This is a genomic window from Streptomyces sp. NPDC054932 (assembly GCF_053610205.1).
On record NZ_JBSGXU010000013.1, the window covers coordinates 31247 to 48367 of the forward strand.

Below are 17121 nucleotides of genomic sequence, written 5' to 3' on the forward strand. Positions count from 1 at the left end.
CACGACGGGCCCTCAGGCCGCCGCGCGCTCGTCCTCGCCGACGAAGGTGCGCCACAGCTCGGCGTACCGGCCGCCGCGCGCGAGGAGTTCGGCGTGGGTGCCGTCCTCCACGACCCGGCCGCGGTCCATGACCACGACCCGGTCGGCGCGCGCCGCGGTGGTCAGCCGGTGGGCGACCACCAGGGTGGTGCGCTTGCCGGCGAGCCGGTCCGTCGCCCGGTTGACCTGGGCCTCGGTGGCGAGGTCGAGGGCGGCGGTGGCCTCGTCGAGCAGCAGCACGTCCGGGTCGACGAGCTCGGCCCGGGCCAGTGCGATCAGCTGGCGCTGGCCCGCGGAGAGGTTGCGGCCCCGCTCGGCGACGGTGTGCAGGTAGCCGCCGTCGAGGGTGGCGATCATGTCGTGGGCGCCGACCGCCCGGGCGGCGGCCTCCACCTCGGCGTCGCTCGCCCCGGGGCGCCCGTAGGCGATGGCGTCGCGGACGGTCCCCGGGAAGAGGTAGGCCTCCTGGGGGACGACGCCCAGGCGGTGGCGGTACGCCGTCAGGTCCAGCTCCCGCAGGTCGACGCCGTCGGCGGTGACCCGGCCGGAGGTCGGATCGTAGAACCGGGCCACCATCTTGACCAGGGTGGACTTGCCGGCTCCGGTCTCGCCGACGAAGGCCACGGTCTGCCCGGCGGGTATCCGCAGGCTGATGCCGGCCAGGGCCTCCCCCTGCTCGCCCCGCTCCTCGGCCGTCCCGTACTGGAAGCGGACGTCCTCGAAGGCGATCTCGCCGCCGAGCGACTCCAGTGCGCGGGGCCGGCCGGGCAGCGGGGTGGTGGTGGGCTCGCGCAGCAGCCCCTGGATCCGGCCGAGGGCGACCGTGGCCTGCTGGTAGCCGTCGAAGACCTGGGAGAGCTGCTGGACGGGCGCGAAGAACAGGTCGATGTAGAGCAGGTACGCGACCAGCGCACCGGTGGTGAGCGTCCCGGCCTCCACCCGGCCCGCGCCGACGATCAGCACGGCGGCCGCGGCGCCCGAGGACAGCAGCTGCACGAAGGGGAAGTAGACGGATATCAGCCACTGGCCGCGGACCCGGGCCTCCCGGTACGAGTGGCTGCGCTCGGCGAAGCGCTTGGCGCCCGAGCCCTCGCGGCGGAAGGCCTGGACGATGCGCAGGCCCGAGACGGACTCCTGCAGGTCGGCGTTGACCAGGCTGACCCGGTCGCGGGCGAGCTCGTAGGCGGCGACGGACCTGCGGCGGAACACGATCGTGCCGACGACCAGGACGGGCAGGGTCGCGAAGACGATCAGCGCCAGCTCGACGTCCAGGACGAGCAGGGCGATCAGGATGCCGAAGAAGGTGAAGACGGAGACGACGGCGGTGACGAGCCCGGTCTGGAGGAACGAGCTCAGCGAGTCCACGTCGGTGGTCATCCGCGTCATGATCTTGCCGGTCAGCTCGCGCTCGTAGTAGTCGAGGCCGAGGCGCTGGAGCTGGGCGAAGATCTTGACGCGCAGGGAGTACAGCACGCGTTCGCCGGTACGGCCCGTCATCCGGGTCTCGGCGAACTGCGCGGCCCACTGCGCGACGACGACGGCCAGGGCGAGCCCGGCGGCCACCCAGACGGCGCCGAGCACGGCCTGCTCCACGCCCTGGTCGATGCCGTGCCGGATCAGGATCGGCAGCAGGAGTCCGGCCCCCGCGTCCGCGGCGACGAGGCCGAGGCTGATGGCGAGCGGCGCCCAGAAGCCGTGGAGCAGGCGGCGCAGGCCGTAGCTCTCCTCGGCGGCCGCGGCGCGGGTCTCGTCCACCTCGGGCCGGTCGTCGGCGGGCGGCAGCGCGGCCACCTGAGCCAGCAGTTCGGGCGTGGCGGGCATCCCGGCGGCGGCTCCGGCCATGGAGTGCCCGGCTCCGGGCCCGCCGCTCCCGGCGGCGGGGACAGCGGCTGCGGGCGCGGCTCCGGACGCGGCGGCCGCGGTGTCGAGGTCCTCCTGGCGGCGCCAGAGCTCGGGGGTGACACCGCCGGCGACCCTGCGCTTGGCGTTGACGGGCTCGGAGTCGATCTCGGCCTCGAGCTCGATGCCGCGTTCGACGTCCCGGTCGAGCTCGCGCTCGAACTCGGTCATCACCCGGGCGTCCGGGGTCCGCGGCGAGGCGGCGCCGAGCGCGTCGGGGTCGGTGAGCAGCCTGCGGAAGAGCGCCGACCGGCTCTCCAGCTGCTCGTGCGTCCCGATGTCGGCGAGCCGCCCGCGGTCGAGCACGGCGATCCGGTCGGCCAGCGCGAGCGTGGAGCGGCGGTGGGCGATCAGCAGGGTGGTCCGGCCGGCCATGACGGAGCGCAGGGCCTCGTGGATCTCGTGCTCGACGCGGGCGTCCACGGCGGAGGTGGCGTCGTCGAGGAGCAGCAGCCGGGGGTCGGTGAGGATGGCCCGGGCGAGGGCGATGCGCTGGCGCTGGCCGCCCGAGAGGGTGAGCCCCTGCTCGCCGACCTTGGTGTCGTACCCGGCGGGCAGGGCCTGGATGAACCCCTCGGCCTGGGCGGCGCGGGCGGCGGCCTCGATCTGCTCCTCGGTGGCGCCGGGATGCCCGTATGCGATGTTGGCGCGGATCGTGTCGGAGAAGAGGAAGGAGTCCTCGGGGACCAGTCCGATCGCGCCGCGCAAGGACGCGTACGTCAGGTCGCGGACGTCCTGGCCGCCGACGCGGACGGTGCCGCCGTCGGCGTCGTAGAACCGGGGCAGCAGGAGTGCGACGGTGGACTTGCCGCTGCCGGAGGCCCCGACGACGGCGACGGTCTCCCCCTCCGCCACCGTGAGCGAGAACCCGTCGAGGACGGGCCGCTCGGGGTCGTAGCCGAAGCGGACGTCGTCGAACTCGACGGTGGCGGGTGCGTCGGCGGGCAGCTCGTGGGTGCCCTCGTGGATCTCGGGCTCGGTGTCGATCAGCTCGAACACGCGCTCCACGCCGGCGCGGGCCTGCTGTCCGACGGTGAGGACCATGGCGAGCATGCGGACGGGCCCGACGAGCTGGGCGAGGTAGGTGGAGAAGGCGACGAACGTACCGAGGGTGACCTGGCCCTTGGTGGCCATCCAGCCGCCGAGGGCCAGCATGGCGACCTGCGCGAGCGCGGGGACGGCCTGGAGGGCGGGGGTGTAGCGCGAGTTGAGGCGGATGGTCCGCATCCGCCCGGCGAAGAGCCGGCGGCCCGCGTCGCGCAGCTTGCCGGTCTCCTGCTCCTCCTGGCCGAAGCCCTTGACGACACGGACGCCGGTCACGGCGCCGTCGACGACGGTCGCGACGGCGGCGGCCTGGCCCTGGGCCCACCAGGTGGCGGGGAAGAGCTTCTTGCGGCTGCGCTTGGCTATGAACCACAGGGCGGGGGCCATGAGCAGGGCGACGAGGGTCAGCAGCGGCGAGAGCCAGAGCATGATCCCGAGGGATATCCCGAAGAGCAGGAAGTTCCCGATCGTCATGGGCAGCATGAAGAGCAGGCCCTGGATCAGCTGGAGGTCGCTGGTGGCACGGCCGACGACCTGACCGGTGTTCAGCTCGTCCTGCCGCCGCCCGTCGAGGCGGGCGATCGTGGCGTACATGTCCGTGCGCAGGTCGTGCTGCACGTCGAGGGCGAGCCGCCCGCCGTAGAACCGGCGTATGTAGGTCAGCACGTACACGAGCAGGGCGGCGGCTATGAGCATCGCGGCCCAGGGCGCCATGGGCTTGCTCTGGTCCCCGATGACGTCGTCGATGATCACCTTGGTGACCAGCGGCACGATCGCCATGAGCGCCATGCCGGCCAGCGAGGAGCCGAGCGCGAGCAGCACATTGGTCCTGTAACGCCAGGTGTAGGCCGCCAGCCGCTTGCCCCAGCCCTGTTTCTCCCCAGCCGCTGTCTCTGCCGCCGCCACGTGAGGCCTCCCCGTTCGTCCTGTCCTGCCGGAAGCGCCAACGCTCCGACCGGGGGATTTCATCCCGCCGCAACAATCGCACTGCCGTACGGCGGGGGCGCGCGGGCCGCGTCCGACCGGGGCGAGGGGAGGGGTCCGGCCCTGTCAAGTCACGACTTTCCGGATCTGGGCCCGGCCGGGTGCGCCGCCGATTCTGGAAGCACAGCCGGCCGCCGACCGCGGCGGCGGGACCGAAGGGATCCAGGACCATGTCCACTCACGAACACCGGACCGGCAGCACGAGCGGCAGCGCCCACGGCGGCTTCATCCAGCGGACCGCCCGCGCCGTCGTCCCCTTCGTCACCGCTTTCCTCATCGCGCTGTTCGCGGCGAAGATCGTGGCGCTGCTGACGGACAGCACGTGGGTACGGCTGGCGACAGCAATGGGCGTGGCCGTGGTCAGCCTCCTCGCGTACCCGTACGAGGAGCAGGAAGGGCGGTCCGGCGGCTGACGCGGCTGCGTCCCCTCAGAGGTGCGTCGGGGCGAACATCCTCAGGGTGGCCGGGAGGACCAGGACCGAGGGGCCCGGGGCCGCCAGGGCCTTCCTCAGGTCGGCGGCCAGGGACTCCGGGGTGGTGGTGGCGGCCGGGACGCCGAAGGACTCCGCCAGGGCGACGAAGTCGGGGCCGGTCAGCCGGGTACCGGTCTCGCAGCCGTACTCGCGCAGGATGCCGTAGCCGCCGTCGTCCACGATCAGCCAGGTGACGTCGAGGTCGTGCTGCTTCGCCGTGGCCAGCTCCGCGACGGAGTACATCGCGCCGCCGTCGCCGGAGACCGCCAGGACCGGGGTGCCCGGTTCCGCGACGCACGCGCCGAGGGCCGCCGGGAAGGCGTAGCCGAGGCCGCCGGCGCCCTGGGCCGAGTGCATGGTGTTGGGGTGCTTCGGGTCGAAGGCGGACCAGGCCCAGTAGGACAGGACCGTCATGTCCCAGAAGGACGGGGAGCGGGCGGGAAGGGCGGCCCGGACGGAGGTGAGGAGCTGCTGCTCCAGGGCCAGGTCCTGGCCGGCCAGGCGGGCCGCGATGTCCGCGAGGACCAGGCGCACGCGCTCCGGGGCCGACGGGTCCTCGCGCTCGGACACTGTCTCCAGCAGGGCCTGGAGGCCGAGGCGGGCGTCCGCGTGGATGCCGAGGCCGGCGTGGTTCGACTCCAGCTTGCCGAGGTCCGCCTCGATCTGGACGACCCGGCCCGTCGGGAAGAAGGTGTGGTAGTTCGACGACAGCTCACCGAGGCCCGAGCCGACGACCAGCAGGACGTCCGCGTCCTCCAGGAAGTCCGTCATGTGACGGTCCTCCAGCCAGGACTGGAGCGAGAGCGGGTGGGTCCACGGGAAGGCGCCCTTGCCGCCGAAGGTGGTGACGACGGGTGCGTTCAGCCGCTCGGCCAGCTGCCTGAGCTTGCCCGCGGCGTCCGAGCGGACGACCCCGCCGCCCGCGATGATCACCGGGCGGGTGGCGTTCTCCAGCCAGTGGGCGGCGAGCGCCGTGAGCTCGGGCCGCGGGGCGAGCTCGTGCGGGGTCGCGTCCACGCCCGTGACCTGCGGGATGACGGTCTCGGCCCGCAGCACGTCCTCCGGGATCTCGACGAACACCGGGCCGTGCGGGGCCGTCAGGGCCGACTCCCAGGCCTCCGCGATCACGGAGGGGATCTGGGAGGGGGTGCGGACCGTGTGGACGGACTTCACCACGTCCCGGAAGGACGCCGACTGCTCCCGCAGCTCGTGCAGGTGTCCGCGCCGCCCGCCGCCGAGGCCCGCCACCGGGACCTGGGAGGAGATCGCGAGGACCGGGGCCGAGGCGGCCGCCGCCTCCGCCAGGGCGGGCAGCGCCATCAGCGCGCCCGGGCCGGTGGAGAGCAGCAGCGGCACCGCCTCGCCCGTGATCCGGCCGTAGGCGTCGGCGGCGAAGCCCGCGTTGTTCTCCGTACGCAGCCCCACGAGGCGCAGGTCGGAGCGGCCGACCGCGTCGAAGAGGGCGAGCGCGTGCTGGCCGGGCAGGCCGAAGACGGTGTTCGCGCCGAGCGAGCGCAGCGTCTCCACGACCAGGTCCCCGCCCGTCCGCCCCGGCGGCGGCGCGAGCGCGGCCGCCTTCTGGGCTTCGGTGGGGCGGAGTACCAGGTCGTGGTCGTGCGTCACTTCGCTTACTTGCCCTTCGCCTGCGCGATCTGTCGCGACATGATCGTGGTGAGCTCGTACGCGGTGTGCGAGGCCGCGACCGAGGTGATCTCGGCGTGATCGTACGCCGGGGCGACCTCGACGACGTCGGCGGAAACGAGGTTGCAGGAGGACAGGCCGCGGATGATCTCCAGGAGCTCGCGGGAGGTCATGCCGCCCGCCTCCGGGGTGCCGGTGCCGGGCGCGTGCGCCGGGTCGAGCACGTCGATGTCGATGGAGATGTACAGCGGGCGGTCGCCGATGCGCTGGCGCAGCTGGTCGGCCACCTCGTCGGCGCCGCGGCGGTAGACGTCCGCCGAGGTGACGATGCCGAAGCCCATCTTGGCGTCGTCGTCCAGGTCCTGCTTGCCGTAGAGCGGCCCGCGGGTACCGACGTGGGAGAGCGCCTCGGTGTCGAGGATGCCCTCCTCGACGGCGCGGCGGAACGGGGTGCCGTGGGTGTACTCGGCGCCGAAGTAGGTGTCCCAGGTGTCCAGGTGGGCGTCGAAGTGGAGCAGCGCGACCGGGCCGTGCTTCTTCGCGACGGAGCGCAGCAGCGGCAGGGCGATGGTGTGGTCGCCGCCCAGGGTCATCAGGCGGGAGCCGGCGGAGAGCAGCTCGTCGGCGGCGGCCTCGACCGTCTCGACGGCCTCGTTGATGTTGAACGGGTTCACCGCGATGTCACCGGCGTCGGCGACCTGGGCGAGCGCGAAGGGGGAGGCGTCCTGGGCCGGGTTGTACGGGCGCAGCAGGCGCGAGGCCTCGCGGATGGCGTTGCCGCCGAAGCGGGCGCCGGGGCGGTAGGACACGCCGGAGTCGAAGGGCACGCCGACGACGGCGACGTCGGCGGAGCCGACCTCGTCGAGGCGGGGCAGACGGGCGAAGGTCGCCGGGCCCGCGTAGCGCGGGATGCGGGAGGAGTCGACGGGGCCGCGCGGCTGCGTGCTCATGGCTGTGCCTCTTTCTCTGGCCTGACGTGTGCGGTACTTCGAGCGTAAGCGGGCCGACCGGGGGTGGGGAGTGTACGTTTCATCCATCTGGCGCGGCTGAAATAGATGGAGTATCCATGCCCGGCCTTCCTTCTGATCCGGAGCGCGGCAGCGAGTCCCCCTGCGGCACGGGCCCCGCGGACCCGGCGGGAGAGCCCCTCACCCCGCCCGTGCTCCTCGGCGGGCTCCTCGCCGAGCGCGCGCTCGGCCTGCGCCACCTCGCCGGCCCCCGGGCGGCGGAGGTGCACGGGGTGCACGCCTCCGAGATGGCGGACCCCTCCCCGTACCTGCTGGGCGGCGAGCTGCTGCTGACGGCGGGCGCCGCGCTGACGGAGGCCGGCGCCGCCGCCTACGTCGGCCGGCTCGCCCGCGCCGGGGCCGCCGCGCTCGGCTTCGGCGTGACCCCGGTGCACGAGGTGGTCCCGCCCGGCCTGGCCGAGGCCTGTGAGCAGTACGGCCTCCCGCTCGTCGAGGTCCCGCCGGGGACCCCCTTCACGGCGGTCGCCCGTACCGTCGGGCGGCTGATGGCGGAGGCCCGTACGCGGGAGCTGCGCCGGGTCGCCGAGGCCCAGCAGGCCCTGGCGGCGGCCGCGGCCCGCCCGGATCCGGTCCCGGCCGTGCTGTCCCGGCTGGCGGCGAGCCTCGGCGGCTGGGCCGCGCTCCTCGCCCCGCCCGCCGCGTCCCCCCGGGGCGGCGGGCCGGGCGAGGGCCCGCTGCGGGCCGCCGGACCCCCTCCCGGCGCGGACGTGCTCGGCGCCGTGGACGCCCTGGCCCGCCGCGTGGCCCCCGGCTCCGCGGCCACCGCCACCGACGCCCTGGGTGCCACGCGTCTGGCCGCGTACGCCGTGGGCGGGGGCCGGGTACTGGCCCTGGCCACCCCGGTCCGGACCCCGGGCGACCACACCATCGCCTCCATCGCCGCCGTCCTGCTGACGCTGCTCACCGCCCCCCGCCCGGCCGGGGACGAGGCCGCGGCCCTGACCCGGCTGCTGCTCGGCGGGGATCCCGCGGGGGCGCTGGCGGCCGGGCCCTGGTACGTCGTCCACGCCCGCGGGTCCGGGGATCCGCAGGCCCTCGCGGCCGCGCTGGGCACCGTACTGCTCGATCCGGGCGAGGCCGTCGTACGGCTGCTCACCGACCGGGAGCCCGCCGCGCAGCCCGGCTGGCGGCTGGGGGTCGGCGCGCCCGCACCGCCCGGGGCCCTGGCCACCGCCGACGCCCAGGCCGGGCGGGCCCTGCAGCGCGCGGAGGCGGCCCGCACCCCACTGGCCCGCCACACCGACCCCGGCCTCGCCGGCCTGGTCGGGGAGGCCGAGGCCCGCGCCCACGCCGAGGCCCTGCTCGGACCGCTCTCCCCCGCCCTGCGGGGCACCCTGCGCGGCTGGCTGGCCCACCACGGCAACTGGGACCGCACGGCCGCCGCCCTCGGCGTCCACCGCAACACCGTCCGCCAGCGCGTCGCGCGCGCCGCCGAACTGCTGGACCGGGACCTGGACGACCCGGACGTGCGGATGGAGCTGTGGTTCGCGCTGCGCGTCGCCGCCGGATGAGGGCGGGCCCGCGGGTCCTCGCCCGGGCTGTTCACCCGCGGGTCCTCGCCCGGGGGGTCGTCCGGCGAGCGAAAGCCGGAGAGCATCACATTCCGACCACCGCGGGCCGGGCGGAATCCCTCCGCGGAGGCCGCTCCCGCAGGCCCGGGGTGAGCCACCCCACCCTTTCATCGTCGCTCCGGCTCTGGACAGCCAGATTGACCGACCGGTAACTTAGCCTGAGCAAGCGCTTAGCCATAGGCGGCGGACCGCCGCGACCGAAGGGAGCCGGCCGTGCGCCGTACCGTTTTCAACGAGGACCACGAGGCATTCCGCGAGACCATCCGCGCCTTCATCGAGGCCGAGGTCGTCCCCGTCTACGACGAGTGGTTCGCTGCCGGTCAGGCGCCGCGCGACTTCTACTACAAGCTCGGCGAGCTGGGCGTCTTCGGCATCAACGTGCCCGAGGAGTTCGGCGGCGCGGGCCTGGACACCCACAAGTTCGAGGCCGTCCTCTACGAAGAGACCTCCCGCGCGGGCGTCAACTTCGGCGGCTCCGGCGTGCACGTGCTGCTCGCCCTCCCCTACATCAAGATGCTGGCCGACGACGAGCAGAAGAAGCGCTTCCTGCCGAAGTTCGTCTCCGGCGAGGAGATGTGGGCCCTCGCGATGACCGAGCCGGGCACCGGCTCCGACGTCGCGGGCATGAAGACCACCGCCAAGCTCTCCGAGGACGGCACGCACTACGTCCTCAACGGCTCCAAGACCTTCATCACCGGTGGCGTCCACGCCGACCGCGTGATCGTCTGCGCCCGCACCTCCGCCCCGAGCGAGGACGACCGCCGCTTCGGCATCTCCCTCTTCGCCGTGGACACCAAGTCCGAGGGCTACTCCATCGGCCGCAAGCTCGACAAGCTGGGCCTGAAGACCTCCGACACCGCCGAGCTGGCGTTCGTCGACGTGAAGGTCCCGGTCGAGGACCTGCTCGGCGAGGAGGGCAAGGGCTTCTACTACCTCGGCCACAACCTGGCCTCCGAGCGCTGGGGCATCGCCTTCGGCGCGTACGCCCAGGCCGCCGCGGCCGTCCGGTTCGCCCAGCAGTACGTCACGGAGCGCACCGTCTTCGGCAAGCCCGTCGCGCACTTCCAGAACACCAAGTTCGAGCTGGCCTCCTGCCAGGCCGAGGTGGACGCCGCGCAGGCCGTCGCCGACCGCGCCCTGGAGGCCCTGGACGCCGGCGAGCTGACCCCGGCCGAGGCCGCCTCCGCCAAGCTGTTCTGCACCGAGGTGGCGCACCGCGTCATCGACCGCTGCCTCCAGCTGCACGGCGGCTACGGCTACATGAACGAGTACCCGATCGCCCGCCTGTACGCCGACAACCGCGTGAACCGCATCTACGGCGGCACCAGCGAGATCATGAAGTCCATCATCGCCAAGTCCATGGGCCTGTAAGGGATTCGGGCACCTACCCTTCCCCCATGAACGACGCACTGACGACGCTCCTCGATCTGCTCGACCTCGAGCAGATCGAGGAGAACATCTTCCGCGGTACCAGCCGGCCTTCGCTGGTGCCGCGCGTCTTCGGCGGCCAGGTCGCGGCCCAGGCACTGGTCGCGGCCGGGCGGACCGTCCCCGCGGACCGCACCGCGCACTCCCTGCACTCGTACTTCCTGCGCACCGGGGACACCGGCGCGCCCATCGTGTACTCGGTGGACCGGATCCGCGACGGGCGCTCCTTCACCACGCGCCGGGTCGTCGCCGTCCAGCACGGCCAGCCGATCTTCCACCTCTCCGCGTCGTTCCAGAAGTACGAGGACGGCCTCGACCACCAGGTCACGATGCCGGCGGCCCCGGACCCGGAGACCCTGCCCACCGCGGCCGAGTCACTGCCCGCGTACCGCGAGATCTTCCGCGACCCCGGCACGGTGGAGCGGCTGATCGAGACCCGGGAGGCCGTGGACCTGCGCTACGCCACGACCCCGCCCTGGGGCAGCGTCGGCGAGCCCGTGGAGCCGCGCTCGCAGGTGTGGTTCCGTACGGCCGGCAAGCTGGACAGTGCCGACCCACTGCTGCACACCTGCCTGGCCACCTACGTCTCCGACATGACCCTGCTGGACTCGGTGCTGCTCGCGCACGGCCGGGGCGGCTGGGCGGTGGGCGACGTGGTCGGCGCCTCGCTGGACCACGCGATGTGGTTCCACCGGCCCTTCCGTGCGGACGAGTGGCTGCTGTACGACCAGGAGTCGCCCTCGGCGGCCGCGGGCCGGGGCCTCGGTCAGGCCCGCATCTGGACCCAGGACGGCCGGCTGGCCGTGACCGTCATCCAGGAGGGTGTCGTCCGCGTACCGCGCGCGTGACGCCCCCCGGCGGACACTCCGACGGACACCCCGGCGGGCCTCAGTCCCACCAGAAACCCCAGTGGTTGCTGCCGACGACCGCCTCGTCCGCATAGGCACGGACGCTGCCGGAGCCCTGCCAGATGTTGTCGGGGCAGAAGGCGAAGTGCTCCGCGGCCACGGGGAGCGCCCGGGCGGCCGTGTGCGGCGGGGCCGCCACGGACACCTGGAGTTCGGCGAAGCCGAGGGCGACGACCCGGGCGCCGAATCGGTCCTCCCACGAGCGCAGGACCGTGCTCATGAGGGCGGTGTCGTTCTCGTGGTTGGTCGGTCCGGTCCAGCCCATCGCGGTGGGCACGTCGGCCGCGCGGCCCGCGGGGACCAGTGCGATCCGGGGGCCCGGCAGGAATCCGCTCGCGATCAGCCCGTCCGCGAGCTCGCAGGCCACGGCCTCCGGATCCGCCGCGCCCGGCCCGCCCTCCGGCCCCGGCTGCGCGAGCCCCGGCCAGTTCCTGCCGAAGGGGGCGATGATCTCCTCGCCCTCCTCCCCTTCCCCGGGATCGGGGACCACCCGGTTCCAGAACTCGCGCAGCACCGGCTCGACACGGTGGTGGTCGGGGTCGGACATGCGCTGCGGCAGGAACTCCCTGTCCCGCCACCACCGCTCCAGTCCCCGGCTGCCCTGGAGCAGCACCGCCTGCAGCCCGGCGGCCGCGAGCTCCGGGCTCCGGTACGCGGCGAGCGCCCCCACCCCCACGGCCCCGTCGGACACCCACACCAGCGGCTCGGGAGCCCTGCGCCATCTGCGCCGCCCCGGCCTGCCGATGACCGCCCCCGACGGCAACTCAAGGCCCAGCGACCGCCCTTGGGGGTCGTCGGCCAGGACGGACAGCGGGTTGCGCGTGCGCGGCGGCTTCGGCATGCGGCGACCGTAACGGCCGCCACCGACAACGGGCGCTACGAACCCAGCAGTCCCGCCGCGTCCAGCAGGTACGCCACCATCGGGTCGTAGTGGCGCGGGTCGCGGACGTGGTCGTCCAGCGGGATCGTGACCTGGAGGGTGCCCTCGGCCTCGCCGATGAAGAGCGCCGGGTCGTTGCAGTCGGCGTAGCCCACCGCGTCCAGCCCCCGCCGGCCCGCGCAGCCCGCCCAGCCGTGGTCGGCGACGACGAGGTCCGGCTGCGGACGGTTCGCCGCCATCAGCCCGTCCAGGATCGCGGCCATCGGCTCCGGCGAGTGGGTGTGCCACAGGGTCGCGCCCCGCTCCAGCACGGCGACGTCCGCGAACTGCCACACCGAGCCCTCGTCCGCCGTCAGGCCGGAGGGGATGACGACGATCTCGCACCCGGCCGCGCGCAGCGCCGCGGCCGTGGCCCGGTGCACGTCCAGCAGGCCGCCCGGGTGCCCGGTGGCGAACAGCACGCTCTGCCGGTCCAGCGCGGCCTTGCGCAGCCGCGCCGCCAGCCGGTCCAGGCCCGCCACGGTCAGCTCCGGGTCGATGGTGTCCTGGCCGAACCGGAATTCGGGGTCGTCCACGACCCCGCACCGCTCCGCCATGACCGCGAGCACGTCCTGCTCGTCCGTCCAGCGGTCGCCCAGCTCCAGGCCGAGCCAGTAGTGCCGGTCGCCGTTGGCGAGCTTGCGGTAGTGGCTCAGGTTGTTCTCGCGCGGGGTGGCGACCTGTCCCGCGATCCGGGTGCGGACCAGATGGTCGATGAGCTCGGCGCGGGTGGGTACGGGCGTCTCTATCGGCTTCGGCATACGGGCCATTCTGCCGCCGCCCGGCCGGAGGCGGCGCGTCCATTCCGATCGGCGGACGCCCCGGGTCATGCCGACAGTGCCCCGAAAGCACCGTGCGCGAGGCGCCGCAGCAGCGACTCCGTGGCCTCGCGCCCCAGGGCGGCCAGGTGCGGGGTGGAGTTGAGCAGGCCGAAGACCGCGTGCACGGCGACCCGCACCTCCGCCTCGCCGACCTGCGGGTGCAGCACCCGTACGACGTCCACCCACAGCTCCACGTACTGGCGCTGCAGCTGCCGTACGAGCTTGCGGTCCGCCTCCCGGAGCCGGTCCAGCTCCCGGTCGTGCAGGGTGATCAGCGCCCGGTCGTCGAGCGCGAAGTCGATGTGGCCGTCGATGAGCGAGGACAGCACCCGGGCCGGTTCGCCCGCCGCCTCCGCCACCCGGTGGCGGCCGCCGGTCAGCAGCCGTTCACTGATGCCGACGAGCAGTTCGGCGAGCATGGCGTCCTTGCCCGCGAAGTGCCGGTACAGGCCGGGGCCGCTGATGCCCACCGCGGCCCCTATCTCGTCGACGCCGACGCCGTGGAATCCACGCGCGGCGAAGAGACGAGCGGCCTCACTGAGGATCTGCTCGCGACGGGTGGGGGCGGCCGCTCTGGTGCTCATGGGAAACCATTCTAGACAGGGCCGTTAGCGCTCGTTAACCTAGGCCCCACACACGTTAACGCTCACTAACAGCGTGCACCGAGCAAGTGGAACGAGCAAGGGAGCTCGACCGATGCAGCAGGCACCAGTGCTGACGAGCGCCGCGGACCCGGCGTCCGAGGCCTGGCGGACCAACGAGGCCGCCCACCGCGAGCTGACCGAGGGCCTGCGGGCCCGGCTCGACGCGGCCCGGCTCGGCGGCGGCGAGAAGGCCCGCGCCCGCCACACCGCCCGCGGGAAGCTCCTCCCGCGCGACCGGGTGGACACCCTCCTGGACCCCGGATCGCCCTTCCTGGAGCTGGCCCCGCTGGCCGCCGAGGGCATGTACGGGGGCGCCGCCCCCGCTGCCGGGGTGATCGCGGGCATCGGCCGGGTCAGCGGCCGCGAGTGCGTGATCGTCGCGAACGACGCCACCGTCAAGGGCGGCACGTACTACCCGATGACCGTCAAGAAGCACCTGCGCGCCCAGGAGGTGGCCCTGGAGAACCGTCTCCCCTGCCTCTACCTGGTCGACTCGGGCGGCGCGTTCCTCCCGATGCAGGACGAGGTCTTCCCCGACCGGGAGCACTTCGGCCGCATCTTCTACAACCAGGCCCGCATGTCCGGGGCCGGCATCCCGCAGATCGCCGCCGTCCTCGGCTCCTGCACCGCGGGCGGCGCGTACGTACCGGCCATGAGCGACGAGGCCGTCATCGTCCGCAACCAGGGCACGATCTTCCTCGGCGGCCCGCCGCTGGTGAAGGCCGCCACCGGCGAGGTGGTCACGGCCGAGGAGCTCGGCGGCGGCGAGGTCCACTCCCGGATCTCCGGCGTGACCGACCACCTCGCGGAGGACGACGCGCACGCGCTGCGGATCGTACGGAACATCGTGGCGACCCTGCCCGCGCGCGGGGCCCTGCCCTGGTCGGTCGAGGCTCCGGAAGAGCCCAAGGTGGACCCGTACGGGCTGTACGGCGCGGTCCCCGTCGACTCGCGCACCCCCTACGACGCCCGCGAGATCATCGCGCGGATCGTGGACGGCTCCCGCTTCCAGGAGTTCAAGTCCGAGTTCGGCCAGACGCTGGTCACCGGCTTCGCGCGGATCCACGGGCACCCGGTCGGGATCATCGCCAACAACGGCATCCTGTTCGCCGAGTCCGCCCAGAAGGGCGCGCACTTCATCGAGCTGTGCGACCAGCGCGGCATCCCGCTCCTCTTCCTCCAGAACATCTCGGGCTTCATGGTCGGCCGCGACTACGAGGCCGGCGGCATCGCCAAGCACGGCGCCAAGATGGTGACCGCGGTGGCCTGCGCCCGGGTGCCGAAGCTGACGGTGGTCGTCGGCGGCTCGTACGGCGCCGGCAACTACTCGATGTGCGGCCGGGCGTACTCCCCCCGGTTCCTGTGGATGTGGCCCAACGCCAAGATCTCCGTCATGGGCGGGGAGCAGGCGGCCTCCGTGCTCGCCACCGTCAAGCGCGACCAGATCGAGGGCGCGGGCCAGGAATGGCCCGCCGAGGACGAGGAGGCCTTCAAGGCCCCGGTCCGCGCGCAGTACGAGGAACAGGGCAGCGCCTACTACGCCACCGCGCGGCTGTGGGACGACGGGGTCATCGACCCGATGGAAACCCGGCAGGTGCTGGGACTGGCCCTGACCGCGTGCGCGAACGCCCCGCTGGGCGACTCGGGCTTCGGCATCTTCCGTATGTGACGTGAGGACCTCACTGATGTTCAGCACTGTTCTGGTGGCGAACCGGGGCGAGATCGCGGTCCGGGTCATCCGCACCCTGCGGCAGCTCGGCATCCGCTCCGTGGCCGTCTTCAGCGACGCCGACGCGGACGCCCGCCACGTCCGGGAGGCCGACACGGCCGTCCGCATCGGCCCGGCCGCGGCCGCCGAGAGCTACCTGTCGGTGGAGCGGCTGCTGGATGCCGCGAAGCGGACCGGCGCCGAGGCCGTCCACCCCGGGTACGGCTTCCTCGCCGAGAACGCGGCCTTCGCGCAGGCCTGCGCCGACGCCGGGCTCGCCTTCATCGGGCCGCCCGCCTCGGCGATCTCCCTGATGGGCGACAAGATCCGCGCCAAGGAGACCGTGAAGGCGGCGGGCGTGCCCGTGGTGCCCGGCTCCTCGGGCAGCGGCCTGACCGACGCCCAACTGGTGGCGGCAGCCGCGGAGATCGGCATGCCGGTACTGCTCAAGCCCTCGGCGGGCGGCGGCGGCAAGGGCATGCGTCTGGTGCGCGACGAGGCGGTGCTGGCCGAGGAGATCGCGGCGGCCCGCCGCGAGGCACGGTCCTCCTTCGGCGACGACACCCTGCTGGTCGAGCGGTGGGTGGACCGGCCCCGGCACATCGAGATCCAGGTACTGGCGGACGCCCACGGGAACGTGGTGCACCTCGGCGAGCGCGAGTGCTCGCTGCAGCGCCGGCACCAGAAGGTGATCGAGGAGGCCCCGTCGGTCCTGCTCGACGAGAAGATCCGTGCGGCGATGGGCGCGGCGGCGGTCGACGCGGCCCGCTCCTGCGGGTACGTCGGCGCGGGCACGGTGGAGTTCATCGTCCCGGGCGGCGACCCCTCCTCCTACTACTTCATGGAGATGAACACCCGCCTCCAGGTCGAGCACCCGGTGACGGAGCTGATCACCGGGCTGGACCTGGTGGAGCAGCAGCTCCGGGTGGCGGCCGGCGCCCCGCTGGGCTTCGACCAGTCCGGGGTGACGCTGACCGGGCACGCCATCGAGGCCCGCGTCTGCGCCGAGGACCCGGCGCGCGGGTTCCTGCCGTCCGGCGGCACCGTCCTGGCCCTCTCCGAGCCGTCGGGCGGTGCGGTGCGCACCGATTCCGGCCTGACGGCGGGCGTGCCGGTGGGCTCCACGTACGACCCGATGCTGTCCAAGGTCATCGTGCACGGCCCCGACCGCCCGACGGCCCTGCGCATGCTGCGGGCGGCCCTGGCCGACACGGTGATCCTGGGCGTCCAGACCAACACCGGTTTCCTGCGGAGGCTGCTGGCCCACCCGGACGTGGTGTCCGGCGACCTGGACACGGGCCTGGTCGAGCGCGACCTCGCCGAGCTCCTCCCGGAGGGGGTCCCGGACGAGGTGTACGCCGCTGCGGCCCTGCTGGCGCAGCCCCCGGCGAAGCCGCAGCAGGAGGGATGGGTCGACCCCTTCGACGACGCCGGCGGCTGGCGCCTGGGCGGTACGCCCGCCTGGACCGTGCACCACTTCCGCCTGCCGGGCCAGGACCCCGTAACCATCGAAACGCGGCTCAGCGGGGCAGGTTCAGCCTCGCCGGCGATCGAGGCGCGGGGTCCGGGGCAGAGCCCCGGCGCACCGGCGCGAGCCCGGATCATCACCCGCACCCCCGACACCGTCACCATCGAACTCGACGGCGTCACGCACCGCTTCAGCCACGCCGCCTCCCCGGAGGGGATCTGGCTCGGCCGCGACGGCGACTCCTGGCACGTCCAGACGTACGACCCCGTCGTGGCCAACCTCGGCGGGGCCGGACGCGGCGGCGCGAACACACTGGCCGCCCCCATGCCCGGCACCGTCACCGTGGTCAAGGTGGCCGTCGGCGACAAGGTCACGGCCGGGCAGAGCCTCCTCGTCGTCGAGGCGATGAAGATGGAGCACGTCATCTCCGCCCCGCACGCCGGCACGGTCACCGAGCTGGACGTGACCCCCGGCACCACGGTCGCCATGGACCAGATCCTGGCCGTCGTCACCCCGGACGAGGAGGAGGCCGCGTGAACAGGCTGC

Annotated in this window: 12 protein-coding genes; 6 read left to right on the plus strand and 6 right to left on the minus strand. The window is 73.7% G+C overall.

Translation table 11 applies throughout. The features are described 5' to 3' along the window. Nucleotides 1-12: 12 nt before the first annotated feature. Nucleotides 13-3888, minus strand: a complete 3876-nt coding sequence (locus tag ACWGE1_RS05995; protein ID WP_453419330.1) for an ABC transporter ATP-binding protein — start codon at nt 3886-3888, stop codon at nt 13-15. 248 nt (nt 3889-4136) lie between these two features. Here ACWGE1_RS05995 and ACWGE1_RS06000 point away from each other — a divergent pair, with 248 nt between their 5' ends. Further along, nucleotides 4137-4379 carry a hypothetical protein gene (locus ACWGE1_RS06000; protein WP_453419331.1) on the plus strand — a complete coding sequence of 81 codons (243 nt, stop codon included), beginning with the start codon at nt 4137-4139 and terminating at the stop codon, nt 4377-4379. Between the two features lie 15 nt (nt 4380-4394). On the opposite strand, the gene ACWGE1_RS06005 is transcribed toward ACWGE1_RS06000, so the two are convergent. Continuing rightward, nucleotides 4395-6062 (minus strand): thiamine pyrophosphate-binding protein, encoded by a 1668-nt coding sequence (locus ACWGE1_RS06005; protein WP_453419332.1) that lies wholly within the window; start codon nt 6060-6062, stop codon nt 4395-4397. A gap of 5 nt (nt 6063-6067) precedes the next feature. After that, on the minus strand, nt 6068-7030 hold the full coding sequence (gene speB, locus ACWGE1_RS06010) for an agmatinase (protein ID WP_327262591.1): 963 nt from the start codon (nt 7028-7030) through the stop codon (nt 6068-6070). Nucleotides 7031-7146: 116 nt separating this feature from the next. Between speB and ACWGE1_RS06015 the strand changes: the two genes are divergently transcribed. The 3 genes from ACWGE1_RS06015 (at nt 7147) to tesB (ending at nt 10955) form a co-directional block, all read left to right on the plus strand. Beyond that, entirely contained in the window at nt 7147-8619 is a 1473-nt protein-coding gene (locus tag ACWGE1_RS06015) for a helix-turn-helix domain-containing protein (RefSeq protein WP_453419333.1), read from the plus strand. 273 nt (nt 8620-8892) lie between these two features. After that, nucleotides 8893-10050: an acyl-CoA dehydrogenase family protein gene (locus ACWGE1_RS06020; protein WP_453419334.1), complete on the plus strand. Its 1158-nt coding sequence runs from the start codon at nt 8893-8895 to the stop codon at nt 10048-10050. A 26-nt stretch (nt 10051-10076) separates the two neighbouring features. Continuing rightward, on the plus strand, nt 10077-10955 hold the full coding sequence (tesB, locus tag ACWGE1_RS06025) for an acyl-CoA thioesterase II (RefSeq protein WP_453419335.1): 879 nt from the start codon (nt 10077-10079) through the stop codon (nt 10953-10955). A 40-nt stretch (nt 10956-10995) separates the two neighbouring features. On the opposite strand, the gene ACWGE1_RS06030 is transcribed toward tesB, so the two are convergent. From ACWGE1_RS06030 to ACWGE1_RS06040, 3 genes are read right to left on the minus strand one after another with little or no spacing between them, the layout of a single operon-like run. Further along, nucleotides 10996-11856 carry a DUF4253 domain-containing protein gene (locus ACWGE1_RS06030; RefSeq protein WP_453419336.1) on the minus strand — a complete coding sequence of 287 codons (861 nt, stop codon included), beginning with the start codon at nt 11854-11856 and terminating at the stop codon, nt 10996-10998. 35 nt (nt 11857-11891) lie between these two features. Beyond that, the gene (locus ACWGE1_RS06035; RefSeq protein WP_453419337.1) at nt 11892-12704 is read right to left on the minus strand and encodes a phosphatase; all 813 of its coding nucleotides are present in this window, start codon (nt 12702-12704) and stop codon (nt 11892-11894) included. 56 nt (nt 12705-12760) lie between these two features. Then, a complete protein-coding gene (locus ACWGE1_RS06040; protein WP_453419338.1) occupies nt 12761-13339 on the minus strand; it encodes an SACE_7040 family transcriptional regulator in 579 nt (192 codons plus the stop codon). A 112-nt stretch (nt 13340-13451) separates the two neighbouring features. On the opposite strand from ACWGE1_RS06040, the gene ACWGE1_RS06045 reads away from it, so the two are divergent. Beyond that, nucleotides 13452-15068 carry a carboxyl transferase domain-containing protein gene (locus ACWGE1_RS06045; protein WP_453419339.1) on the plus strand — a complete coding sequence of 539 codons (1617 nt, stop codon included), beginning with the start codon at nt 13452-13454 and terminating at the stop codon, nt 15066-15068. Between the two features lie 16 nt (nt 15069-15084). Then, nucleotides 15085-17112: an acetyl-CoA carboxylase biotin carboxylase subunit gene (locus tag ACWGE1_RS06050; RefSeq protein ID WP_453419340.1), complete on the plus strand. Its 2028-nt coding sequence runs from the start codon at nt 15085-15087 to the stop codon at nt 17110-17112. The last annotated feature ends 9 nt before the right edge of the window (nt 17113-17121 follow it).